Origin of the sequence: Anabaena sp. CCY 9910, assembly GCF_963920875.1 — a bacterium.
GTDB lineage: Bacteria > Cyanobacteriota > Cyanobacteriia > Cyanobacteriales > Nostocaceae > Trichormus > Trichormus variabilis.
Map to the genome: position 1 here is coordinate 129,720 of NZ_CAWUDJ010000003.1, position 25,185 is coordinate 154,904.

The window sequence follows — 25,185 nt, forward strand, 5'->3', positions numbered from 1 at the left end:
AGTTAGACAAAATAAGTTTGAATCGGTTCCGTCCTTACCTTGCTTGGGTGGCTTAAATTTAAGATGAGCGTTATGAGTATCGAGAAAATTGTAGAACAAGCTCTCCAGGATGGTTATCTTACGCCAGCAATGGAAGCAGAAGTTGGACGCATCTGTGATAACGCCTCAGAACTCTCGATAGAAGAGTATATGGCGTTGGATAGGTTGATGGGAGCGTTATTGACTGGTGAGGTAGTGGCGGTTCCTCGCAAGCAGTTCATTAACGTGATGGAAGAGTTGGTATTAACCGAAGCGATCGCCAGAGTAGCAGAAATTGAAGCTACTAGCGAGAGTTCCATCGATGTCGGGGATATTGCCGCTTATGCCCTCAACCGCTTACCCCCCTTATACGCCACCACAGAAGAAGGTGCTAGCTACCAGCGCATACGCGCCAAAGCAGAACTTCAGGAATTAATCGCCCAGCAGGTAAGTGAGGCAATCAACCTTAATCTTGATCAGCCAAACGACAACAGAACACCTGTGTCCACAAAAACTACTGGCAATGAAGTCTTGCGTCAAGTTAGCAGTTTATTACAAGTCTACGCCCCTAGTTTTGAGCAGAAATCTTCATAATTAGTCAGTTGTCAGTTGTTAGTCGTTACTTTTTCGGTTTTACCACTGACCAATGACTACTTACAACTGACTAATCCTGTACTATCACAGGTGTCCCCACTTCTACTTGGTCATAAAGCAAACGGACATCAGAATTACGCATCCTCAAACAGCCGTGAGAAATAGCTGTTCCCAGAAGATGAGTGTCTGGTGTGCCGTGAAAGCCGATTTTATTACGTCCATCAGACCAAAAACCAATCCATCTTTCCCCTAAAGGACTATCAACACCAGCAGGGAACACTTTGCCTGTGATGGGGTGTCGCCAGATGGGGTCATGTTCCATATGTGACACATTGAAAGTACCCGTAGGCGTTTCCCAACCCCTCTTACCTACAGCAATTGGGTAACTAGCTATCACTACATCTCCAGAATAAACGTAAGTGCGGCGATCGCTTAAATCAACCACCACTTCCTTCTTGGCATTTTCTAGCTTATTAGATGTTTTTCTATGTGCCGCAGGTTGAGATAATCGTAACTGGCTTTGATCTGATAAATCGGCGTTTTTTCTTGACTCTGGTGTTAATAACTGTGTTTTTTTAGGTGAGTTAGTCGCTAAAGCTACATTTTGGCTAACAGTATCCGACTTATTATGAGATTTAATAGCCGAAGACTGCGGTCGAGATAGTTTATCTGGAGTAGTGGCACCAAAAGGTGCAGGTGCGCCAAAAGCGGTTTCGCCTAAACCCCCCTTATAAACCTCTCCAGGGCGGTTTGTTGTGGTGGAGACTGGCTTTTTAAACTGACCCTGCGCTGTAGTAATGCGCCAATGCACAGCTAACGATAATATGGCTGTGCCAAAGCAAAGAAACATTACCATACGCCCTACAGATTCATTTCTTACCATTGCCATCGCCTATTGTTTATCCCTGACATATTCAGCCGACTAATTGAATATTTTTATTCTCTAATTATCAAGAATTTATAAATTCTTATCTGTTCCCTCATAACTATGCCTATACACTTGGGCAGACTAAGGATATATAGGCATTACAAATAGACAAATTCTGGAGCAGAAATTTGTTTCGCTGAAGTGTCGAGGAGAGAATTTTTAACATCGAACTTATCGGCGGCACTTTCCAAGTGCAGCAATCAATCTTTAGTGGTGTGGGTGGGAGAAAGACCATGTTAGAAAAACTATGGCTAGCAGTCACGATTACATTTGCCCTCAATTTATTTTTTCAGGTTCACGTCCCTGATCAAACCAATTCTGGTGCTATTTATCAACAAAATATAGATACATCAACAACAATTTTGGTCAAAATACCGGAAAAATGACACTTTCCAGTTACTACAGTCCCAGAAATTTCTGATACTATGTTTTCCCAGTATCCGACTGAAAAGCATTAGCGAGGTAGTTTTTTAATTTGAGTTGAGAATTACTTTCTGTATCTAGATGATGTGCATCACTCTACCTCATTATTTTTTTTAGGTTGGTATTATTACTAATAATAGAGTCTAATAGAGCTAGTTTCTGTCAGCCAAATAACTAAGTTTTCTATTTCATCATAATCAACATGGCTATTGCCCAAGCAAGAAAATCGGACATATCTCCTAGATTCTAGAAGACAAACTTGTACAGTTTCTGATGTCATGAATTCATATTTATATTGGGTTTGAAAGTACTGAAATTATGACTTATTTTTCACTAAATTAAGATGCTTTAGAAATAGTAAAGTCTATCTGGTAAAATTGCCACAAAAATTATATAAAAATTACTTTCCTCCCTTTTTATCTTTCTTATACATAGATAATTTTCTATGAAAACCAGTTGCACAGTTACTTAATTAGTAGATAACAATCTGCATATTGATCAAATAGCCTTAAGCATATATTTATGATTATGTCAACTATAATCAGTCACTTGGCATTAGCTCCACAACCATATGTAATATAGCCTTGACTGGGCAGATGAACAAAAATAATCCCCAAGAACAAGATTGACCTTGTGCGTCAGACCAAATGCACCCAATATCGCAGAAGTCAGTGTTACAGTCTTAAATCCGTCACGTAATTCAGGAACAAGCGGCCCATTAGCAGGTCTAATAGATAGGGATGAATTAACGCCAGTACGATCTATGAGTCAATCGATTACTGTATCCTGGTCAACGGTTGATGCGAGGTGTTCAGAAGCATCGGTGCAAGTTGACAAACTCTCGAACCACGATTTAATTTTGCGCTGTCAATTAGGGCTGCGTCCTGATCGTGTTGCGTTTGCCGAGCTATTGCGCCGCTATCAAACCCAGGTTGATAGAGTTTTGTATCACTTAGCCCCTGATTGGTCAGACAGAGCCGACTTGGCTCAAGAAGTTTGGATTCGCGTGTATCGGAATATTAACCGATTGCAAGAACCATCTAAGTTTAGGGGCTGGTTAAGCCGGATTGCCACTAATTTGTTTTATGACGAATTGCGTAAACGCAAGCGGGTTGTAAGTCCTTTGTCATTAGATGCTCCCCGTTCTGTAGATGATGGCGAAATGGATTGGGAAATTGCTGGAGATACACCAGGGCCAGAGGAAGAACTGACAACTAGAGAATTTTACGAACAACTGCGAGAGGCGATCGCGGATTTACCAGAAGTATTCCGCACTACCATTGTTCTGAGAGAAATCGAGGGTATGGCATACGAAGAAATCGCCGAAATCACAGGTGTATCCTTGGGAACAGTCAAGTCGAGAATTGCTAGAGCTAGATCCAGATTGCAAACTCAATTGCAAACTTATCTTGATGCCTAATTTACAATATCCTTAATCTATCCTATGGGAGAATTTAACTATTGATTAAGAATTGTGAGGAACCTGTATCATGCCCTTGCCATCATTAAAAGAATTAATAAACCTCTCAAGGTTGTCCCCCTTCTGCCCGTGGATGAATTGGTAATAATGTTAGTATGACTACTGATTCTAATTTTAATGACCGTTGTCGGCGGCAATTTTCGAGAGATTTACCACAAAAGATGGCTAGGCATACCAACGAAGCAACGGGTGCTATGGATATGGTGAAGCGCGATCGCTTTGAATTATTAAGTGCTTACCTTGATGGAGAGGTGACAGCCGCAGAACGTCGGCAAGTCGAAGACTGGTTAGCCAACGATGTGGCAGTACAGCGCCTCTATTCCCGACTATTAAAGCTAAGGCAAGGCATACGAACTATGCCCATACCAACAGCACAACAATCACCAGAAACAACAGCAGAGCAAGTATTTGCCAAAGTTAACCGCCGTTCTCGATTAGCTTGGAAATTAGGTGGTGCGGCTGTTGCAGCTTGTGTGATTGGTGCTGTTACTAACTGGCTACCAGGGCGGCAAACTGGCATACCCCAACTAGCCCAACAACCCCAAGAACAGCCTACTCAAGCTGTCACCACGCCAGATGCACTGCCCATGATAGCCTTGAACAACCCAGTAATTGAAATTCCTAAAGCGGCCGTAGCCTCACCTACCAAATTTATACAGCCGCAGCCACAACTAGGAGAGATTCCCCCAGATATCAACTAATCTCCAAATGTGTAGTCGGCACTTTGATGCTGAAATTTATTGTGGCTACTCCACCAACCATCAGGTAGGTGAGTACCTTTTAGCATCTCCACTTTCGCTGGGTTCATCAAGTATACCCAAGCCCATCCGAGAGACAAACCCAGGGGATTTTTTACTTTAACCTCCAGGCGATTGTAAAGATTCTCTGACATTTCTCGCTCAGGCTGATAATCTTCTAGCGTGTCTAAAGCATCTAGAATTCCTAAATCAGCAAAAGAAAGTAAATATCCATGAACGGTACTTTTCCCCGTCGTCATGGCTGGATAGCCCATTGGCAAAGCAAATAACTGGCCTAGTGTAGTTGCTTTTTCGGCTGACACTACCTTGCCAGCACAATATGTTTGATGATTTCCTTCACCTGGTTTGAGAGTGCCGTAAACAAAACCCGCACTCCGCCGGAAAATTCTGTTTTTAATTGTGTCATCCCTTTTTTAACCGACTGATTCCTTTGCCTACCATCATCTACAATATGTAGGCAAACAAGATTACAGAGCCAGTAGGAGAATTTTTGGTGGACTCCCGATACAACCCCGCAATACTTGAGGAAAAATGGCAAAAAACATGGGTAGAACTTGGTTTAGATAAGACCCAAACACAAAGCAATAAACCAAAATTCTACGCTCTATCCATGTTTCCCTATCCATCGGGCAGCCTACACATGGGTCACGTCCGTAATTACACAATTACAGATGTGATTGCCCGCCTCAAACGAATGCAAGGGTATCGGGTACTGCATCCAATGGGATGGGATGCCTTTGGCTTACCAGCAGAAAACGCCGCCATTGACCGTGGTGTACCTCCTGCCAACTGGACTTATCAAAACATTACCCAAATGCGGCAACAATTGCAGCGTCTTGGTTTATCCATTGACTGGGATAGCGAAGTTGCCACCTGTTCGCCAGATTATTACAAATGGACGCAGTGGATTTTCTTACAGTTCTTGCAGGCGGGGTTAGCTTACCAAAAAGAAGCAGCCGTCAACTGGGACCCCATTGACCAAACTGTATTGGCAAACGAGCAGGTTGATAACGAAGGTCGTTCTTGGCGCAGTGGTGCGATCGTTGAGCGTAAATTGCTCAGGCAGTGGTTTTTAAAGATTACCGACTACGCCGAAGAATTATTAAACGACTTAGATAAATTGACCGGTTGGCCAGAACGCGTCAAATTGATGCAGGCGAACTGGATAGGGAAATCTGTAGGCGCGTATTTAGAATTTCCCATTGTCGGCAGCACTGAGAAAATTGCTGTGTATACCACCCGGCCTGATACAGTTTACGGTGTTAGCTATGTAGTATTGGCACCAGAACACCCCCTCACCAAACAAGTCACCAGCAAAACTCAACAAGCAGTAGTAGACACCTTTATTCAAGAGGTGACAAATCAAAGCGAGTTGGAACGTACCGCCGAAGATAAACCTAAACGCGGTGTAGCAACCGGTGGTAAAGCAATCAACCCGTTTACAGGGGAAGAAGTACCCATTTGGATTGCTGACTATGTACTGTATGAGTATGGTACTGGGGCTGTGATGGGTGTACCTGCCCATGATGTACGGGATTTTAAATTTGCTCAAAGATATGACTTGCCCATTGATTTTGTCATTGCAGCCCCAGATGATGTGGCAGGTTTTGACCTCAGCCCAACATCAGAGACAGAAGAAGTCACACAAGTTGTGCAGATAGAATATAACCAAGCCTACACAGAGCCAGGAATCTTAATTAATTCTGGGGCTTTTACTGGCATGACTTCCACAGATGCCAAGCAAGCGATCGTGAAATATGCCGCAGAAACAGGTTTTGGCAAAGAACGTATTCAATATCGCTTGCGGGACTGGTTGATTTCTCGGCAACGTTATTGGGGCGCACCAATTCCTGTCATTCATTGTCCCAACTGTGGGATAGTACCAGTGCCAGACAAAGATTTGCCAGTCATTTTACCAGAAGAGGTGGAATTTACTGGGCGCGGTGGTTCACCGTTAGCACAGTTGGAAAGCTGGGTCAATGTGCCTTGTCCTACCTGTGGTACTCCTGCCAAACGGGAAACCGATACGATGGATACCTTTATTGATTCCTCGTGGTATTTCTTGCGGTTTACTGATGCTAGGAACGAAGCACAGGTATTTGAATCAGCAAAAACCAATGACTGGATGCCCGTAGACCAATATGTAGGCGGTATTGAACACGCGATTTTACACTTATTGTATTCCCGATTCTTTACTAAAGTGCTGCGCGATCGCGGTTTGTTGAACTTTGATGAACCCTTTGAACGTTTGTTAACTCAAGGGATGGTACAAGGTTTAACTTACTTCAATCCAAACAAGGGTGGTAAAGATAAGTGGGTTCCTTCCCATTTAGTTAACCCCAATGACCCTCGTGACCCCCAAACAGGTGAACCACTGCAACGCCTTTACGCTACCATGTCTAAATCTAAAGGCAATGGTGTCGCACCGGAAGATGTCATTGCTAAATATGGTGTAGACACAGCACGGATGTTCATCTTGTTTAAAGCGCCGCCAGAAAAAGATTTGGAATGGGATGAAGCTGATGTAGAAGGACAATTCCGCTTTTTAAATCGGGTTTGGCGTTTGGTGACAGATTATGTTGCATCTGGGGTAAACCCTAAAAATAAATCTGGTGAATTGAGCAAGTCAGAAAAAGATTTACGGCGGGCAATTCACAGTGCAATTCAGTCGGTGACTGAAGATTTAGAGGATGAGTATCAGTTTAATACTGCTATTTCTGAGTTGATGAAATTAAGTAACGCCCTTACTGATGCTAACGGCAAAGATTCACGGGTTTATGCTGAAGGTATCCACACATTAGTGGTGTTGCTGGCTCCCTTTGCACCACACATTGCGGAAGAATTTTGGCAACTGTTGGGTAATAGCGAATCAGTGCATACGCAAACCTGGCCTGCTTTTGACCCAACCGCTTTAGTTGCCGATGAAATCACTTTGGTGATTCAAGTGAATGGTAAGAAGCGTGCTGATATTCAAGTTCCGTCACAAGCTGATAAAGCTGAGTTGGAGAAATACGCCCGCGAATCAGAAGTTGTGCAGCGTCACCTGGAAGGTAAGGAAATTAAAAAGGTAATTGTCGTACCTGGAAAGTTAGTTAATTTTGTCGTTGCTTAACTATTGGCGTGTTTCTGGAGAAAAGCGTTAGAGGTCGGCGTACCAAAGCTGTCTTTTCCTCAGTCAATTCATAATGACTGCCGTAATCCCCACCAAGGTATTGCGGCATTTTTTTGTTTTTAAACACAGAGGAGGTTCAAAGTTTACGCAAATAGACGCGGAGGTTTCATAGTTATGAAGAACGTCTAATTGCCGATATCCTCATTCCATAGTTCAGGATTGGCTTGAATAAACTCACTCATCATCTGTTCGCATTCATCTAAATTTAAATCAATAACTTCCACACCGTGGGACACCATAAAATCTTTAGCGCCCGGAAAAGTTCTAGATTCACCCACGATGACTTTCTTAATACCAAATTGCACCACAGCCCCAGCGCATAAATAACACGGCATTAAGGTTGAATATAATATGGTACCTCTGTAACTGCCAATTCTGCCAGCATTACGGAGACAATCGATCTCGGCATGAGTAACAGGGTCACGGTCTTGTACACGTTTATTATGTCCTCTGCCGAGAACTTTGCCATCTTTGACAAGCACGGAACCAATGGGAATACCTCCTTCTTGTCTACCTTGTGTTGCTTCTTGAATGGCGACCTGCATAAACTCATCCATTTTTCATCCTCCTTATATGACAAAACAACTAGTGTTAATGGATCATGATGGTGGTGTAGATGATTATCTAGCAACCATGCTCCTGTTGACGATGGAGCATATTCAACTCCTGGGTGTCGTCGTTACTCCTGCTGATTGTTATGTCCAGCCTGCGGTAAGTGCTACGCGTAAAATTATCGATTTGATGGGATTTTCTCATATCCCAGTGGCAGAAAGTACTGTACGTGGGATTAATCCTTTTCCTCGGCTGTATCGGCGTGATTCGTTTATTGTTGACCATCTGCCTATTCTCAATCAAAACGAATTGATTCATACACCTCTGGTTGAGGAAACTGGTCAAGATTTTATGGTCAGAGTATTGCGAGAAGCGCTGGAACCCGTAACACTAATGGTGACAGGCCCACTCACAACAGTTGCAGTTGCTTTAGACAAAGCACCAGACATTGAAGCCAAGATTGAAAAGATTGTGTGGATGGGTGGCGCTTTGAATGTTCCCGGTAATGTGGAAAAAAGTTTAGAGGCTGGACAAGATGGGTCTGCTGAATGGAATGTTTATTGGGATGCAGTTTCAGCTGCACGAGTATGGCAAAGCGATATTAATATAATTATGTGTCCCTTAGATTTGACTAACAATGTACCAGTAACATCGGAGTTAGTATACAAAATGGGGCGACAACGCCATTATCCCGTATCTGATTTAGCTGGACAATGTTATGCCTTAGTTATCCCACAAGATTATTATTTTTGGGATGTGCTAGCAACGGCTTATTTAGGACATCCAGAGTTTTATCAACTCCGCGAATGGGAGACAGAAATTATTACTAGTGGTTTGAGTCAGGGACGGACTAAAGTTGTCGCTGGTGGACGTAAGATTTTAGCTATGGATAAAGTGGATAAGGATGCTTTTTATGCTTATATTTTGCAGCAGTGGGCAAGGTAATACCAATTCAAAATTCAAAATTCAAAATTCAAAAAATGGAAAGTTGAGGAATTGACATCCTCCACGAAGTCCGCCTGAGCGGATTTAATGAATCGTAATTGAGTTGTTTGAAAATATTTTTGCGCTCTATAAATTGGACTTATTTGACGATAAGTGTTGAGATAATTTGGTAGGGTGCGTCAGTGCCATAGAACCTAACTATACTCAGAAATTGTTCATACTGATGCGCCCTACATTTTGGATATTTTTTTATCTGGAAGTCTCTAAGTTGTTTGGAATTATTTTTGCGCTCTATAAACTGGACTTACTTGACGATAAGTATTGAGTAATTCTAAGAATTTATCAAAATCAAAACTTAAGGGGTCAACTCTCTGGCTCGAACGGTCTACTGCTTTGTGTGTAGTGATGCGATATTCTGGTACTTGGCTTTGAGCAATTAACCAAGCTAAGGAGTTATACTGCTCTGGGGTATAGCCACTATGAGATTTTAGGAAATTATTACCGCGTCCATCTGGTGGTGTTTCTAGAGAAACGTGATAGGCAAAATTATTGACAGATGGTGGTAATTTAGGATTAGTTTGCACAGTTTCAATACCCTCTGCGCCATCAAAAACTGAGTTAGCAGCGCCAAAGGCTCGCTTTTCTGGCGGGACTAAATATAAAACAGTTCCATCTAATTTAATTATGGCGTGGTAACTTGCCTGGACGTTTTCATCTGTATGGGGCGTTTGGAAAAAGTTAACTGCACTAGTAGCAGAGTTACTAGTTTCATGGAGAACGATAATTGGTTGATTTTTTATCGGTAACCCATTCATATCTTGGGCATAACGTTCACCATAATTACTTGGATGTACAGCCGCAATTTCTAATTTTGGCTTGTACTTAGCAAACGCTTGAGTAGTTATATATCTATCAGAAGACTGATTAGTTATAACTGGAAAATTGCCAATATCTTGGGCTTTGCCACCTTGGTTTATTTCGGACTGGATTTGTATCTGAGGATATTGTCTCCAAGTAGCTATATCTGAGTTTGATGGTGTTGCTGTATTTTGTTGTAACTGTGTAGATTTTCCTGCTAATAACGCCAATATCAAAGCGGCTAACATGAGAAAAATTAGCGTAACTCTGGTAGCCCAGTCACGGAAATTCATTTTTTTATAATTAATAATGCTGCCTTAATTAATCTTAATATACTTCTCTTGTTACAGAATAGGTTATAAGTAGAATTTTTTTGGCAATAAAAAGTATTTCTCCAGGGAGATAAATACGGAGATTTAATATTGTTTAATTGTATGTTTTTTATTTTGAATTGCCCATTCATTTACATCCCGCATCGAATCTCTTGGCGATAGGCTCATTATTACTGACAGACCAATTACTAAATGAGATGGTAAAGAGCTATTTTGGACTGCTCTGGTTTTGTTGGTTATCGAAGGTATTGCTCTCTCAACAGTAATTCGATGTATGTCTGTTTCTATAACGGTTAGCACATCTTCGCTTTGTATCATTGGGGACAAAAGCAAGAAATTTTTTAAGATGTACCGAAGTAAATTTCGTATTTTGGATACAACCTTAATTTATATGAAATCGAGTCTTATAAAATGCGAATTACCGTATATTAGCTAACGGAAATTATAATACTAAATATAGTATCTACCGCAAAACAAATAAATCCTTGAGATTTTCTTTGTTTTTTGATTTTTAATTGAATTTACTGATATATTTAAATCAACACTTTAATTTATCTTGATTGTTCATCTATTAGCCATTTTTTGCTTGCCGCAGTATTTCTCAGACGTTTCAAATAAGCACTGAGGCATGGATCAAAGTATATTTTTAGATGTCTTAACTAGCTTGCAAAAATTATTTGTAGGTTACATTCCCGCCGCTATATTCGGCAGTTTCATTGGATATCTTATAGGTATAAATGTTGCTGTATATCAATTGATGCGGCGGATTTTTCAGATCCCTAATAGTATTCCTCCTATTGCCGTTCTCCCCCTGACATTGGTTATTTTTCAAGAGAGTGAATCAGCTATAGCAGTAGTAATTTTTATGGCTAGCCTTTGGACGATTACTATTAATACTGCTATGGGAATTCAACATTTCCGTAGACAAAATAATAACTTTCGCGCCGTTATCTTTCATACATCTCATGCACTGAAAGTAGGAATTTGGGTAGCGTGGTTTACTGTTATCGCTATAGAAATGTTACTCGCATCTAAAGGACTTGGTGCTTTGTTGTGGAATAGTTATAAATCAGGTAATAGCAACTACATAATTGAGGGCATACTCTACATTGGTATTATTGGATTTTTGCTAGATCAGTTTATAGATTACACAGGTTATCTTCTAGCCCAAATGGTAACAGATAGTAAGAAATCTTCCTGAAGTTTACTTTACTTTGCCTCGGAAGCGTACAAACCCGTAAGATTCTGGTGGATTCCCACTACTAGTTGCAGGGGGTAGGTTAGGTAAAATAGAATTACGAGTAATCTCTACTACCAAAGCCCCATTAGTATTGCTACCAATATTGTTGCAAAAACTGGGTGTATTAGGATCATTAGCTGGGTAGAAAGTGCCGCGATCGCTATCTGCTACATTACTTAAATAAACTGTTGGCATTGTGGAGCCAATTGCTAAAGCGATACCTTTATCTGTTCCGGACAAACCACCATCATTAGGAGTCAGAGCATTAAAAGCACTGGAAATAAAATCAACATTAGTCGGAACTAAGTCACACAATTTCACATTAGTGACATTACTCAACCCATTGGAAAGGAAGTAAATTGTGTACTCTAGCTCATCTCCTGGTTTGACAACGCCAGCATTAATCAATCCTCGCAAATAGCCGACAGGCCATTTAGCATCGCTGTCATGAGTAGCATAAGGTTCTGGCACATAGTTACTGGCATTGCTAGGAACATCACTACGACCATCCACAATATCAGTTAAATCTTGGTTATTAATGCGAGTAATGCGTTTAGTCAACAGCAAGTTAGGAGTAGAACTAATAGCATTTAATGCTGTAAATAAAGTTGGATCATCATCTGCCGTACTGGTAGGGTTATTACCAGTATTTACACCATTATCAGTAATTTGTAAGAATGAATTGCCGAGAGTAGGGGGGTTACTAGTAGCACCAGCAGAATCTGCATCAGTAAACACTGTACCGACAGTTCCCGTAGAATTATCCGGTGTGTTAAAAGTAGCACTTGCTTGATTACTAATGGGATTACCGCCATTAGCATTGTTAATTGTGGCCGTGATTTTAATAGTGATGGTATCGTTTACACGCAGAGTTCCAGAATTTGTCAAAGTCACCACACCAGCACCGTTATAACTGGGATTCAGTGTGATGTTATTCCCCGATGTTGCCGTAGTAATTGCTGCACTCACAAAGGTTAACTGTGAGGGTAATGAGTCGTTAATCACAAAGTTAATAGCATCGCTATTGCCTGGACTCAGATTGGAGTAGGTGATAGTATATTCGATGCGATCGCCTACAGTCACAGTTCTACTATTATCATTGTCTGTGAGAAAGCGAACAGACTTGCTTCCTCTGACGTTTGCTTGATTACTAGTAGTAATTACCAAGGGAGTATTGATTGCTTGACTGGGGAAATATGTCCAAGTGTCTATCCCTTTAAAGTCACCATACCCACTACTAAACTCATGCTCTCCTAACGCACTATTTATCCCTCTAGCGGCATTCCGAGGGCTAGTAGCTCCAGTACCATTCAAGTTAATCGTCGTACCATTAGCGGTAACGTAATTGCTGTCATTGTAATAAACGGTAGTCGTTCCAATCTGCTGTCCATTCATATCTAGAAGGTTAGGAAAAGCAGCCGGAGCGTTTTCCATTGTGATTTTAAACCCTAGAGGATTGTTTTCCGCATCCAACATGGGAAAGTGATATTCACCAGATCGTGTTGTAATGATGGCATTATATGGAGCATTTAGTGGTCGAGGTGGGAGATTGGTTCCAGACGCATCCTTCCCATCCCAAAACACCACATTTGAGCCTACAGACAGCACATTTTGTAGCACTCTATCAACGCTAGGGTCATAAATGTTATCCGTGTTGGTGTCAATAATTATTTGATAGCTACCAGTGGAAACGGCATTGAAGCTAAAATTTCCTCCCACACCCACAGGGGCTTGATTTCCACTACCTCCAGTACCCCCAGTAAATTGGAACGAAGTTGGTACTGTCGGCACCGTCGCCAATGTAGAAATACCTAAATAATTGAGGGTTGAGTTGTCTGGTCGATTAAAGAAAACTAAGTGGGTAATGTCAGTTGCAGTATCAGCAACAGTCGGATTTTGGACTCGCACATTGCCGCTAAAGTTCAAATCATTATTAGTAGCGCCACCGGCAGAATGGTAAACAGTGCTGTTATTTGTTCTATCAATAAATCCCCGGTTATTAGCAAAAAATATAAAACCAAAGGGATCGACCCCATTCATGTCAGTTTCGTACCTATACCCATCTTTGGTTTGAATATAAAGCTTAGAATTGAGTGCTATGGGAGTACCACCACTGGCATTTGATCCCATATTCATAGCAATATAGTTAGTAAATACCCGCCCTTTTTTAGCAACGCCATTACTATCCCGAACCGTGATATCCCAAGCCGCTACCCCTGACAGTTGAGTACCATCTATAGGGAACGCCACCGTTGTAGCTCTTGGCGGTGGATTCCCTGAACCGCTTGTATTTGCAGAACGAAATTCAACTTCATAAATACCAGTTTCTGTAGCGATGAAACTACAAGGGGTATAGCCACCATGATTAGGTAAAGGGTTGGGAGGTAAAGGGCCTGCTGTTTCTTTATCAATAGTGTCAATAAAACCGAAACCAGTAGCCAGAACATCACAAGAGCCATTTTGACCATTAAAAGGACTACGGTAAACAATATCTTGTGGGTTCGAGAAACTAGTAGCCACGCTAGAACCAAGATTAACTGTTTCTCCTGCTTCCACATAAACTTTCAGTGTAGTTTTCCGAACAATACCTGCTGCTGTTAAATCTGACCATTCCAGGTAAGGTCTATATCCACCATCAGAGACTAACTCTTTGCTACCTTCAGCCCAGCTAGGTTGGATACTATTTCCTAAAATACACACAAAAAAGCCCAGGCTACTCAGCCATAGTTTTCGGCGACTACTGGTTAATGGCTTTTTCATGGTTTTTTTGTTTAGATTGCCCACAGTTGCAGAAAATCTATCATTTCTATAGATTTTGATGGTGGCGATCGCTTTTAAATAATTAAATAAATATTTCATTATTTCATTGGTAAATTTAAAATTTAAACAACATAGGCATCAATGTAGGTGTAATCAAAATGTTGAGGAATATCTATCCAAAATTGTTGGGCTATTTATCCCATCAGCTATAGTCTCATTTGACCACCAATAACATTGCCAAAAAAATGAGCGCGATCGCCTGTACAAATAGTCACAAAATACCAACCATTCGCAGCATAATGCCTATTTTGTAACCGAATAGATTCCACACGATATTTGCCCCGAAATTTTGGTTTATTCATCATCCAAATTATTCCCCATGCACAACAAAATCTGTAGAGACGTTGCACTGCAACATCTCTACTAAATTACGGTTGACGCGCCACAGATTTTTGTAATCCAAACCCATCAAATAATTCATTCAATTTCAACGTCAAACCCAAATAAACTCCCCCCGCTGATCGCGTACCGGAAAAATCTTGGTCATCAACTTTACCAAAGGCATAACCAGCCGAAAGCCGCAGATTAGGACTTAAATAATACCCAGCCTCCACTACAAAACCCGTCTCAGTATAGTTGGCTTGACCAATCACACGCGCCTCACCAACTAAATCCCAACTATATCCCAGGCGATAAGTAGCACGTAATTGTCCCAAGTTCACCGTACTAGTACCTACTAGATCATTTGCTAAATAAGAAGTACTGTTACGCAGTGCATACTTACCATAAAATTCCCATTGCCAATTAGGCGCATAAATCGCTTCTACAGCAAAGGTATGGTCTTGAGAACCCGTACCACTACCTAAAAGAATCGTGTCAGGAATAGTCGCCGGATTTTGGCGATACTCATAACGCAACAAGGCGTTAAATTTATCGTTGTTGGGGTCGCGGTAAGCTAAACCCAGCTTCAAATTCGCTGTATCTCCTAGTCCTGAGAGTTTTTGATTGGAAGAGTTGGCTTGTTGATATCTCACCAAAGCTGTGAGTGCAGGGGAAATTTTCCCTAAGGCGGCGGCTGTAATCACTGTGTTAGAACCACCAGAAGAAGTCCGATGTTCATAACGCGCGCTGGCTTGGAATTGAGGATTATCAGAGTATTCCAAACCTATGCTGTAACTATCACCCCCATTAAATCCAATAGAAGAAGCACTTTGACCAACAGCAAAGGGTTGGGCAAATTGTTGACCTGCGGCGGTGCGGTTGAAGAAGTTACCAAAAACGTGTTCATAAGCCAAATTCAACCGCAAACCAGAAGCAATCAGCCAACGGTTATTTAACCCAATAGCACCTTGAGTAGTCAGTTCATTAGCCCCACCAATGATTGAGTAACGACCAGTAAGGGTAGTATCGGAACCGAGTTTATGCTCACTGTTAACACTTAAACTGGTGATGGAGTTACTGGAAGACTGACCGCTACTGTAAAACTGTTGAGCCAAGCTGATATTCACACCAGGAACAACAGCCCAATTGAGACCGAAGATAGTGCGGTCTGGGTAGACAGTATCTTTTTGGGAAGATAGGGTGAGTTCGTTTTGGGCTTGGAATGTCAGGTTGTTTGTCAGGGGATATGTTAGACGGGAACGTAATTGATCTGATGTACTTTCTAGACCATTTGTCGCTATCCGGTCTTCCCGATTACGGTGAATCCAATCTACATCTACAGTGGCTTTACCAAAACGTTGTTGAATCCCCGCCGAAATTGTTGTCAGGGAATTATCGACTTGGCTACCTGGAATTGCTTGTGAACGTGGAGAAAATAATTCTTCAAATGTATCTAGTGGTTGAGGTGCAATACCAAAGTTGTCTTCATGGTCATACTGGACACGAATATTTGTAGTTTGGGAAAGTCGCCCTGTTAACTGTCCACCATAGCGAGTTTGACCAGGGACAAAACTAATAGTGGCGTTATTGGCAAAACCTGTATCAGCATAGCGATAATAAGCCCGACCTTGTAAACCTGAAAAAATCTGTCCTTGGGCTTCTAGACGGTAGGCTTCGCCACGTACTCGCCCCATAATGTCAGAATCATTACGAGAATGAGCATATTCGGCAATTAGCTGGTTTTGAGAACCGAGAGAGATTTTGGCATCTGCACCATAAAGTTCAAAACCACGTAGTCCTTGATTCTCTCTGACATAGGTTGCAGCTATCCAACTCTCTTGGTTGAGGGTGCGGGAAAAGTTGTATTGCAAACGACCTGCATAGATATTGCTATCAGAATTGTTGCTGTCATATTGATAGGTGACAACAATCCGCCGCACCAGAACCTGTCCCGTTGCATCAATATCAGTACGTAAGACTGGTTCACGGAAAATTACAGTACCGCGATCGTAGTCTATTTCGTAATCTGGGCCACGACTTAGTTGTTTACGTTCCAGCACTGTACCAGGACGGTTGAGTTCTTCTAATTCAATAAAAAGGTTTTCACTACCAGGAACAACTAACCGTCGGGAAAGGAAGTAGTAGCCACTGGTTCCATCAGGTGCAATAGTGTCTCTTTGAAAGGCTTCTAAGTTATTGCCATAGAAACCTGTAATTTGCAGATTACCTAAGTTGTAGTTGGCTTTAAAGCCGTGGAGTTGGCGGGTAACGGCGGTGAATTGCTGAGACGACCGAGCAAATTCTTCTGTGTTGTAGTCGCCCCACATAGCATAATCAGGGGCAGTACCTGGAATACCTGTAGAACGTTCAAAACGCAGATATACACTGTCAATGGAGGGTGTAACTACGTCTACTTTAGAACTATCGCCGTAAACAGGATAGTTTTGTTCGCTAAATTGGTATGACCTAAACAGACGATTGTCACAGTTACAATCTTCGTTGAGGCTACGAGAACTATTGTATGCACCAGTAAACAACCACTCACCGATCGCACCCGTGGCAAATATGGCTGAGTTAAATTCCAATCGGGTGCCATTATCTCTATCTGGGGGGAGGAAATCACGGAACCTGCTGTAATAATTTGTTCCTCTTGCTCCCAGCCGCACATCTATGACCCCAGTCACCAAACTAGGACGTAGTGCTGTCGCAAATTCCAGTTGGGTAAAGGCTTCTAAATCGTTAGCTACAGCGCGAATCCTGGCTGTTTGGGCTTGGAGAGGCGATCGCCACACCGCAGTAAATTCTCCCTTTTTCGCCTCTACCTGAAACCCTGGTTGTTCTGGTTTTAAGTCAGTTCCTACCAACTCTCCCACTGTGGGAATTAAGGTAATAACGGCATCTTGATTTGAGCGATTGCCATTTTCATCGAGGAGTTGACCGCGAATTGTCGCCGTTGAACGTCCATCAGCCGGTACACGAGACTCGACGGTTTCTACCGTGAGTTTTTTGGCTGTTCCCCTAACAACTACCCGCATCGTAACGGGTGCTTCTGTTCCTCCTACTATTTGTGCAGCTAGAGTATTTTCCCCTTCCTTGAGACCAACTCCATACCATGTCTGCGTTACTAAGTTAGTATCAGCATCAGTTTCCGTACGTCCCAACAAAGAAGAGTCTACTAATAGCCCATTTACCCGCAACTCTACTTGACTACCAGATGGGAATTGCACTGCTACGGTAGTTGCTGGCACATCAATCACACCGTCAGGACTGGGAGTCAAGATTTTCACTCCTGTTGCAGATGTTGGAGTATTTTCCCTCCGTCCGTTACCCTTATCTGTTTCTGCAACTAATTTGCGTAAACTTCTAGGTATGGGTGTATCTGTTGCTGGTTGAAAGGTGGGAATTTCCTTTGGGGTAGTTGGCGCTGGTTCTGTAAGCCTACTTAAACCTCTGGGTAATGGGTCATCTGCTGGTTGGAATGGTGAGATAGCATTTGTTGGTGCGTTGGATGTAGGTGTTTCCTCTTGTACTTCATTGGTCTGAGTTGTGCGACCTAATCCCCTAACCCCTTTCTCTACAGGGGAAGTGGAAATATTCAAAGCCTCTGGGGCGGGAGAGGGGTGTTCTATTTCATCCTGGGTTAACTGAGTGGTTAATTCAGTAGTGCGACCTAATCCCCTAATCCCCTTCTCTAGTGGGGAAAGGGGAATATTCAAAGCCTCTCTCTTGATAGAGAGGTCAGGAGAGGGGTTTTCTAAATCAGGTGAAAATTCTGGACTTTCTGGAACCTCCGCATGAACTATTGCTGGATATAAGACAAAGCTGAAAGCCCCAGCCATTGCGCCCATCAATCGTAAATTGAAAATAGTTACAGGTTTCATGGCTTGATTACCTCCTGTGGGGTGGGAGTAACCGCAAAGTTCATCCTTACCAAACCACCAGGTTCGAGGCGTACCCAACGAGATTGGCTATTGCGTTCACGGAATTTGTCGTTGGGAGCAAGTTTGTAACCAGGAATGCTACTCAGGTCTAGTACTCCCGTGTGGCTTCCGGGTAAAACGTTGGCGAGGGAGAATAAACCATTGGGATCTGTGGTGATGCGGTTACCGTCTTGGAGGAAAATCACAGCGTTGGCAATTCCCGCTTCTCCTGGTTGCTGTTCACCATCAAAGTTTTTGTCATTAAAGACGCGACCAATAATAGTACCGCAGTCAGAAACTATACCTGGACGAATTTTCAGCTGGTGCGTTGCTGGGCCATCCTTAATCCTAAATCTGTTATCAGCCCGTTCAGCATTAACGATCGCACTATTTCGACCACTACCACGCAAAGAATCGGTCGTCAGTTGAGCCGCATAGGCAATGTTAATGACTTTACCAACGGGAACATTAGCGTTAGAACGAAATGTAATAGTATTGCCATTACTCACGGGAGTGACAGTGACTGATGACCCATCAATTTCACCCCGCACCGACTTAGGAATAAAGTTAAAACCTAAAGGTAAAGTATCCGTAATTTCCACATTACTTAAAGCTGCATCAGATAAATTTCGTACCGACAAACGATAGATCACAGTGTCTCCAGGTTCAGCCGTAGCGCGATCGCCTGTTTTGATCAGCTGTGCTTGAGTTGCCTGACACATATTTGTGGTGAACTCAAAAGCTAATAAATCTAGTCCCACAACCTCGGCATTAGGAACTAAAACCACAGTACTTTCTACCCTAGAGTCACCAGTTAAACTGATTGGTTGACCATCTAAAGAAGTCGCAACATAACGCACAATACTGTTATTAATTGCGCCTGTACTATTGAGAATTTCAATTTTAATCCGCCGTTGTCGATAAACAGAATTAGCCGGAGGGTTAACTACAAAAATATAGGTTCTGCCCGGTTCAATTTGACCACGATTAGGGTCGAGAAGAAAATTATAAACACCAGCCGGATTATTAGTAATGAAATAAGGATTACTGTTCTCAGAATTTGGTCTTAAACCACCAGGGATATTGTTATTGGGAATATCAGGAACTTCTGTGGGTGTGAGAGAAACTAACTGCCCTAATTCTGTACCAGTGGGGTCATTGGGATTAGGTTCATAGACGCTAACAGAAAAACCAGTATAGTCTGGTAATAGGGTTCCAGCACAACCTAAAATCCTGCCTAATGGGTCAACCAAAGGACTAGGATTGACATTAGTCTTAATAGTTAATCCTTGATATCGATTATTACTAGCTCTATCTTGATAAGTGTATGTAGCTTGGTTTGTGATATTAACGATGGGAGTATTTTGCGCGGTCACTGGTGTCGGGATGGTAGTATGCAATAAGCTTCCGAAAAGAAAAGTGGCAGTTAACCTTTGATACCAGTTACTGCGGAGGTAAATTGATGTTGGTTTACAAGGACGAATCACTGAATTTCTCCCCTCAGAAGCGCCCTGTTATTTATGAATAAAGGCATTTTATGGATACAAATATGAGCCGTCGTCATTGAAATTTGGAACAACGGCTAACTATTAATTAGATGTTTTCTAGTAGAGCTAATTCGTAGTTAAGAATTAGAATTAATTAACGCACCTGGGTTAAATAGGTCGCCTTAACCGTAGTTTTAGCTGCTACTAATGGCAGTTGCAAACGAATATTTGTATAAGCTGTAGCTGGTGCTGGCTTAATTTCAGCTTTACCGCCAGGGAGGATAACTTTAACTGTGGGGTTCTCAACAAAACTGCGACCGCCATCAATGCTGTAAGTAACTTTGGCTTCTGTATTAGAAATATCAACCGATTTCAGCACATATACCATGCCTTTGGGAATTGGTTGATTGAGAGTCAAATTTTTGATTGGGCGATCGCTTTTATTTTCGCCATTTAAGGTATAACGCAGCACATCCCCAGGCTGTACTACAGCTTGACCTTGTAATGCTTGCCAAGCAACCTTCTGTTTCCCCTGTTGATCCTTGCTAATAACCTGTTTTTCCGCCCCTAAGCGCAATTGCAACTGTGGTTGATTTTTAATACTTTGAGCAACTACACTTCCTGGTAAGTGATTGATAAATGGTGCGGTAGCAATCAGCGCAAATGCGCCCACACCAGCGATAAGAACACCCTTCATTACAAATAACCCCGAAAAACTATTAGATATATGATTCCCATGTTTGCGGTCAGGACTTAAGTCCTGACTACAAACTGTGCAGAACTTAGTTAACCTTGCGTCGGAAAGTAAACGTTCTTTGTTGACCTGGTGCTACTTGACCAGTCACACTGTTGACATACCGAGTCACATCAGTGTTGACGGTAGTTCCAGTCTGATCACTACCGGAATTAGTAGCAGGATTACCATTGAAGAATTGGATAGTACCATTGGGGTCTGTAGCTGAACCAATTATGTTGCTGGTATCAATCTGACCATTACTATCATTGTCTAATGCCCAGTTATTAGGCGCAGTCACACCATTTTCATTGATGACTACATTGCTGGCGTTCAGGATGATGTTACCGTTACCAGATTGTGGCTCAGAGATATTGCTGTATTGAATCTGGTACTCAATAATGTTTCCAGGGACAGGACTCTTGTTACTATCACTCAGTTGACCATCAAGCCCAGCTACTGGTTGTCCGTTTTGATCTAAGATTCTGGAGAGTTTCCGCAGTTTCAAGAAACCAGTATATACACGGTTGATTGTGGTGTTGCGGACGGTTTCTGTACCTAAGCCAGGAGTAGCATCATCCACAAAAGCGGTCACAGGAACTGGGAAACCTCTGTCAATATCTGTAGATAATTGAGTGGGGTCAGGTAGATCAATTTCCACACCGTAGTTGATGTTTGTTCCTGGTGCTACGTTGGGAATAGTTATGTATTCGCTGGTGAGATCAATGGGGGATTGATCACCTGCTGTAGCCGGATTGCGATCGCTATCAAAGAGGAACTCAGATCCAGTCCAGACATAGGATCTCGATTCAGAACCATAAGTAATCGTAACTAACGTACCAGTAGGTAAATCAGCATTGTTTCCAGCTGGTGTATTACTTGCCGGTGGGATGGGTACTAAAGAGTAGTCACTAGGAGCGCTACCACTATTTCTGATGGTGTTGGTAAAGGCTACTGGTTGTGGATTTAATGTAGAGTTTGGTTGTGTGCCAAAAGGTACTAAAGAAGATTTGTTAGTAAAGTCGTCGTTAGTTCCACCAGAGGGACCAATGGCATTAGGAGCATTGACTGGACCATTAAGAACGGCTGAAGCTACAGGAACTTCTAGCGTGAAGATGTTAGCTTCACCACCGTCGCCTACACCAGTGTTATCATTATTGCCGTCAACTCCTGTTTCTGGAGCAGCTGGATTATCAACAAAACCATCATCGACATCAGCATCAAGTAACCTATCAGGCACACCATCAGGCGCAACACCAGTATCTGTACCTGGGGGTGGTGTCATGTTGCCCACTTGTCCATCAAAATTGCTGGGGTTTTGGTCTCCAGACTCATCGTATACAGGGAAATTATTGCCAGGAGTTTGACCAAACAATTGAGCAATGTTGGCAACATTCAAAGATGTACCAGCAAAGTTGGATTCGACTCTTAAATTAATAATAAAATTATTAACGGTTTGATTGGGTGCAACAGATGTAACTGTAGCAGTGTTGTTGATAAAACCAACACGGGTAACTGTACTCAAGTTTGCTGGTGCTGTTGTCGTCCACGCCGCAGCATTAGCATCTGTTGTAATTAGTGATGTCGTATATACGGCTGTCCATCCGTTGGGAGCGCTTACTGATGCCAAATCTGTGCCGGTAGGAATGGCATCGGAAACTAAGATGTGCGGAACATTAGGTATTCCATCAAGATTAATACCTCTACCTTCCAAGGCGGCTGGAGTGATACCCTGTCCTGTTGGGTCATTGCCTTCAACTCGCAGACTCAAACCATAAGTAAGTGTGTCATCTGTGATTGAGTTAGTTGTTCCTGCATTGTTGTAAGCAGTACGTGTCTTGAGAATTGTGGCTAAAGAGTAGGTTTTAACGCCTCCACCTACTTGAACATCAATAGATGTATCACTAGCTTCCCTAGTGCCGTTAACAGGAGCGCCATCAACTTCTGGATTATTAGGATTAGGCTCAGGAACGTTAGGGAAAGGGTTATCTACGGTATAAACGTCACCACCATCAGGACTACGCAAAACGTTTTGAGCATTAGCAGGGGTATTACCTAACTTAACCGTAATAACGTCACCGCTTTGAGCGCCTGGCTGTACAGTCACGGGGACTCTAACTAATACCTGACCGCCGACAGCAATGTTGGGAACAATGGCCTCAGAACCAGTGATGTTAACCCAGGTCGCACCGTTGTCGATACTATATTGCAGATTGTTGAGTGTACCGTTGTTAGGTAATGTCCCGGAAACTGTGGCAGGCCCTGTTGTTGTTGCCAAGTTGGGTATACGGAACCGGGTGGGGTCGTTACCAACGTTGGTGATGGTGTAATTGAAGATTAAAAGATCATTTTCTTCAATCGTACCGCCGTTGTTGTCTACTAAACCTGTGTAGTCTACTGTAATACCTGCCACTTCTGCCACTGTTACAGTGACAGTGTTGGAAGTTGTATTCAGGGGTACATTGGGATTGTTGGGGTCTTCGTAAGTAGCAGTCGCTTCGTTTCTGATAGATGTACCCGCCTTAGTCCCTTCTGCTAGTACAGGCGTAGTAAATGGGAAAATGCCGCTTGCTAAAAATGCCGTGGCGACTAAAGCACGGTAAATTTTTGACTTTCCAGTCTTGTGAGCCTTTTGGTGGAAATTCATTTGATTTGGTTATTTGGTTGAGTGCTGCCTGATAAATTTCGAGAACAAGTGAATCTAAGATATGCCTGAGATAGGGAAACTATCGGTGTAATTTGTATCGCCGTCACCTGGCAATATGAACTAATCTCAAAGTAATAAAGATTACCCAAATCTTTCTAGTCTAGTTCCTATAAGAAAGTGTGTTTACAGATGTAAACGGAAGTCTTATGTAGGGCGTTAACTGTAACTAGTTCTACTTAAATTTAGTTCTAGTGGCTGAATTAGAGTTGAATGATGGCCGCAGAGCGATCGCTCAATAGTAAAAACTTAAGACAATCGCCTCAGATTTTAAAACAGTTAAACTACTGGGATTAAACAATACAAGTTCCCAAAAGCCAGTTTTTTACTTAAGTAATTACGGAAAAATATCTCTGTATTTATAACCAATCAAATGGTCTTAAATTAGTAATATTTTTAACTCAAAAATACAATAACGGCTTTTTCCGGAACATAGACCCTTAGCAAATACCCGACAATTTTTATCGGGTATGTTTGACTAGTGTTTTTACCCGTGTTACTATCAACGGCAGTTGACGGACAAACAGGGAAAGCTAGTTATATGACGCAGGCAACATCTACACCCACCCAAACAAGCAATGCCACTCTTTCAGCTTTGAAGTGTAAGGAATGTGGCGCAGAATATGAACTGAAGGCTACTCATGTGTGTGAGTATTGCTTTGGGCCGTTGGAAGTGAAGTATGACTACAATGCCTTGCGTCTCTCTGTGACCCGTGAAAAAATCCAAGCTGGGCCAAACTCAATTTGGCGTTATCGCTCCTTTCTGCCCGTCACAACTGACAATGTAATTGATGTGGGAACAGGCATGACTCCCCTGGTACGTTCCCATCGTCTTGCCCGTCGCCTGGGTCTAAACAAGCTTTACATCAAAAATGATGCGGTGAATATGCCCACCCTCAGCTTTAAGGATCGGGTGGTGTCCGTCGCCCTGTCTCGTGCTAGAGAGTTGGGATTCACTACAGTTTCTTGCGCTAGCACGGGTAACTTAGCAAATTCTACAGCTGCGATCGCCGCCCATGCCGGTTTAGATTGCTGCGTGTTCATCCCCGCAGACTTAGAAGCAGGGAAAATTCTGGGTAGCTTGATCTACAGTCCTACCCTCATGGCAGTGAAAGGTAACTACGACCAAGTAAATCGCCTCTGCTCGGAAGTGGCTAATACACATGGTTGGGGTTTTGTCAATATCAACTTGCGCCCATACTATTCCGAAGGTTCCAAAACTTTGGGCTTTGAAGTAGCTGAACAACTAGGTTGGGAACTACCTGATCATGTTGTTGCGCCTTTGGCTTCTGGTTCATTGTTCACCAAAATCTATAAAGGCTTCCAAGAGTTTGTAGAAGTTGGTTTAGTGGAAGGTAAGAAAGTCCGCTTTAGTGGCGCACAGGCAGAAGGTTGTTCACCCATTGCTCAAGCCTTTAAAGAAGACAGAGACTTTATTAAACCCGTGAAACCGAATACAATTGCCAAATCAATTGCGATCGGTAATCCAGCAGATGGCGTTTATGCTGTTGATATCGCTAAGAAAACTGGCGGTAATATTGAATCAGTAAATGATGCAGAAATTATCGAAGGCATCAAATTACTGGCAGAAACCGAAGGCATATTTACAGAAACAGCCGGTGGTACAACCGTTGCTGTGCTGAAAAAATTGGTAGAAGCTGGCAAAATTGATCCAGATGAAACTACCGTGGTTTACATTACTGGCAATGGTTTGAAAACCCAAGAAGCTGTACAAGGCTATGTTGGCGAACCTTTGACAATTGATGCCAAGCTCGATAGTTTTGAGCGTGCTTTAGAGCGTTCACGTACCCTCGACCGCTTAGAATGGCAACAAGTCCTCGTTTAGTAATTAGTCAGTGGTCATTAGCAACTAACAACTGACCACTGTCAACTATCAACT

The 25,185-nt window shown here is 42.4% G+C and carries 17 protein-coding genes and 1 pseudogene; 8 read left to right on the forward strand and 10 right to left on the reverse strand.

Translation table 11 applies throughout. The features are described from left to right. Positions 1-72 precede the first annotated feature (72 nt). Positions 73-612, forward strand: coding sequence for a late competence development ComFB family protein (locus ACM5QX_RS04290; protein ID WP_010997428.1), 540 nt, complete (start codon positions 73-75; stop codon positions 610-612). 70 nt (positions 613-682) lie between these two features. Here the strand turns inward: ACM5QX_RS04290 and ACM5QX_RS04295 are convergent, their stop codons facing one another. Continuing rightward, complete coding sequence (locus ACM5QX_RS04295; protein ID WP_414752522.1) at positions 683-1,501, reverse strand: L,D-transpeptidase; 819 nt, start codon at positions 1,499-1,501, stop codon at positions 683-685. 230 nt (positions 1,502-1,731) lie between these two features. On the opposite strand from ACM5QX_RS04295, the gene ACM5QX_RS04300 reads away from it, so the two are divergent. The 3 genes from ACM5QX_RS04300 (at position 1,732) to ACM5QX_RS04310 (ending at position 4,144) form a co-directional block, all read left to right on the forward strand. Further along, positions 1,732-1,926: a hypothetical protein gene (locus ACM5QX_RS04300; protein WP_011321588.1), complete on the forward strand. Its 195-nt coding sequence runs from the start codon at positions 1,732-1,734 to the stop codon at positions 1,924-1,926. An 800-nt stretch (positions 1,927-2,726) separates the two neighbouring features. Continuing rightward, positions 2,727-3,383: a sigma-70 family RNA polymerase sigma factor gene (locus tag ACM5QX_RS04305; protein WP_011321589.1), complete on the forward strand. Its 657-nt coding sequence runs from the start codon at positions 2,727-2,729 to the stop codon at positions 3,381-3,383. Positions 3,384-3,538: 155 nt separating this feature from the next. Further along, positions 3,539-4,144, forward strand: a complete 606-nt coding sequence (locus ACM5QX_RS04310; RefSeq protein WP_011321590.1) for an anti-sigma factor family protein — start codon at positions 3,539-3,541, stop codon at positions 4,142-4,144. Here ACM5QX_RS04310 and ACM5QX_RS04315 read toward each other — a convergent pair. Then, positions 4,141-4,607, reverse strand: a pseudogene (locus ACM5QX_RS04315) (gamma-glutamylcyclotransferase). The gene ACM5QX_RS04310 and the pseudogene ACM5QX_RS04315 sit on opposite strands and share 4 nt — an antisense overlap. A gap of 87 nt (positions 4,608-4,694) precedes the next feature. Here ACM5QX_RS04315 and leuS point away from each other — a divergent pair. Further along, positions 4,695-7,313: a leucine--tRNA ligase gene (gene leuS / locus ACM5QX_RS04320; RefSeq protein WP_414752523.1), complete on the forward strand. Its 2,619-nt coding sequence runs from the start codon at positions 4,695-4,697 to the stop codon at positions 7,311-7,313. A 185-nt stretch (positions 7,314-7,498) separates the two neighbouring features. On the opposite strand, the gene ACM5QX_RS04325 is transcribed toward leuS, so the two are convergent. Beyond that, complete coding sequence (locus ACM5QX_RS04325) at positions 7,499-7,930, reverse strand: nucleoside deaminase (protein ID WP_414752524.1); 432 nt, start codon at positions 7,928-7,930, stop codon at positions 7,499-7,501. Positions 7,931-7,946: 16 nt separating this feature from the next. Here ACM5QX_RS04325 and ACM5QX_RS04330 point away from each other — a divergent pair, with 16 nt between their 5' ends. Then, a complete protein-coding gene (locus ACM5QX_RS04330) occupies positions 7,947-8,870 on the forward strand; it encodes a nucleoside hydrolase (RefSeq protein WP_414752525.1) in 924 nt (307 codons plus the stop codon). Positions 8,871-9,148: 278 nt separating this feature from the next. Here the strand turns inward: ACM5QX_RS04330 and ACM5QX_RS04335 are convergent, their stop codons facing one another. Beyond that, on the reverse strand, positions 9,149-10,021 hold the full coding sequence (locus tag ACM5QX_RS04335) for a peptidoglycan recognition family protein (protein WP_414752526.1): 873 nt from the start codon (positions 10,019-10,021) through the stop codon (positions 9,149-9,151). A 667-nt stretch (positions 10,022-10,688) separates the two neighbouring features. Here ACM5QX_RS04335 and ACM5QX_RS04340 point away from each other — a divergent pair. Next, positions 10,689-11,261, forward strand: a complete 573-nt coding sequence (locus tag ACM5QX_RS04340) for a nitrate transporter (RefSeq protein WP_011321596.1) — start codon at positions 10,689-10,691, stop codon at positions 11,259-11,261. A 3-nt stretch (positions 11,262-11,264) separates the two neighbouring features. Here the strand turns inward: ACM5QX_RS04340 and ACM5QX_RS04345 are convergent, their stop codons facing one another. The 6 genes from ACM5QX_RS04345 to ACM5QX_RS04370 all read right to left on the reverse strand — a co-directional run bounded on the left by ACM5QX_RS04345 (position 11,265) and on the right by ACM5QX_RS04370 (position 23,228). Next, positions 11,265-14,159 (reverse strand): isopeptide-forming domain-containing fimbrial protein, encoded by a 2,895-nt coding sequence (locus ACM5QX_RS04345; protein WP_414752527.1) that lies wholly within the window; start codon positions 14,157-14,159, stop codon positions 11,265-11,267. 107 nt (positions 14,160-14,266) lie between these two features. Next, positions 14,267-14,425: a hypothetical protein gene (locus ACM5QX_RS04350; protein WP_414752528.1), complete on the reverse strand. Its 159-nt coding sequence runs from the start codon at positions 14,423-14,425 to the stop codon at positions 14,267-14,269. Between the two features lie 63 nt (positions 14,426-14,488). Beyond that, a complete protein-coding gene (locus ACM5QX_RS04355) occupies positions 14,489-18,322 on the reverse strand; it encodes a TonB-dependent receptor (protein ID WP_414752529.1) in 3,834 nt (1,277 codons plus the stop codon). Further along, complete coding sequence (locus ACM5QX_RS04360; RefSeq protein ID WP_414752530.1) at positions 18,319-19,848, reverse strand: hypothetical protein; 1,530 nt, start codon at positions 19,846-19,848, stop codon at positions 18,319-18,321. Before ACM5QX_RS04360 ends, ACM5QX_RS04355 begins: the two co-directional genes overlap by 4 nt. A gap of 154 nt (positions 19,849-20,002) precedes the next feature. Further along, complete coding sequence (locus ACM5QX_RS04365; RefSeq protein ID WP_414752531.1) at positions 20,003-20,545, reverse strand: hypothetical protein; 543 nt, start codon at positions 20,543-20,545, stop codon at positions 20,003-20,005. A gap of 85 nt (positions 20,546-20,630) precedes the next feature. Continuing rightward, positions 20,631-23,228: a hypothetical protein gene (locus ACM5QX_RS04370; protein WP_414752532.1), complete on the reverse strand. Its 2,598-nt coding sequence runs from the start codon at positions 23,226-23,228 to the stop codon at positions 20,631-20,633. A 598-nt stretch (positions 23,229-23,826) separates the two neighbouring features. Here ACM5QX_RS04370 and thrC point away from each other — a divergent pair. Then, positions 23,827-25,131 carry a threonine synthase gene (gene thrC, locus ACM5QX_RS04375; RefSeq protein ID WP_414752643.1) on the forward strand — a complete coding sequence of 435 codons (1,305 nt, stop codon included), beginning with the start codon at positions 23,827-23,829 and terminating at the stop codon, positions 25,129-25,131. The last annotated feature ends 54 nt before the right edge of the window (positions 25,132-25,185 follow it).

Excerpts from the sequence above, each read along its gene's own strand:
- ACM5QX_RS04290 (WP_010997428.1), top strand. The coding sequence starts at position 73 with ATGAGTATCGAGAAAATTGTAGAACAAGCTCTCCAGGATGGTTATCTT.
- ACM5QX_RS04295 (WP_414752522.1), bottom strand. The coding sequence starts at position 1,501 with ATGGCAATGGTAAGAAATGAATCTGTAGGGCGTATGGTAATGTTTCTT.
- ACM5QX_RS04305 (WP_011321589.1), top strand. The coding sequence starts at position 2,727 with ATGAGTCAATCGATTACTGTATCCTGGTCAACGGTTGATGCGAGGTGT.
- ACM5QX_RS04310 (WP_011321590.1), top strand. The coding sequence starts at position 3,539 with ATGACTACTGATTCTAATTTTAATGACCGTTGTCGGCGGCAATTTTCG.
- ACM5QX_RS04325 (WP_414752524.1), bottom strand. The coding sequence starts at position 7,930 with ATGGATGAGTTTATGCAGGTCGCCATTCAAGAAGCAACACAAGGTAGA.
- ACM5QX_RS04330 (WP_414752525.1), top strand. The coding sequence starts at position 7,947 with ATGACAAAACAACTAGTGTTAATGGATCATGATGGTGGTGTAGATGAT.
- ACM5QX_RS04335 (WP_414752526.1), bottom strand. The coding sequence starts at position 10,021 with ATGAATTTCCGTGACTGGGCTACCAGAGTTACGCTAATTTTTCTCATG.
- ACM5QX_RS04340 (WP_011321596.1), top strand. The coding sequence starts at position 10,689 with ATGGATCAAAGTATATTTTTAGATGTCTTAACTAGCTTGCAAAAATTA.
- ACM5QX_RS04345 (WP_414752527.1), bottom strand. The coding sequence starts at position 14,159 with ATGAAATATTTATTTAATTATTTAAAAGCGATCGCCACCATCAAAATC.
- ACM5QX_RS04350 (WP_414752528.1), bottom strand. The coding sequence starts at position 14,425 with ATGATGAATAAACCAAAATTTCGGGGCAAATATCGTGTGGAATCTATT.
- ACM5QX_RS04355 (WP_414752529.1), bottom strand. The coding sequence starts at position 18,322 with ATGAAACCTGTAACTATTTTCAATTTACGATTGATGGGCGCAATGGCT.
- ACM5QX_RS04365 (WP_414752531.1), bottom strand. The coding sequence starts at position 20,545 with ATGAAGGGTGTTCTTATCGCTGGTGTGGGCGCATTTGCGCTGATTGCT.
- ACM5QX_RS04370 (WP_414752532.1), bottom strand. The coding sequence starts at position 23,228 with ATGAATTTCCACCAAAAGGCTCACAAGACTGGAAAGTCAAAAATTTAC.
- thrC (WP_414752643.1), top strand. The coding sequence starts at position 23,827 with ATGACGCAGGCAACATCTACACCCACCCAAACAAGCAATGCCACTCTT.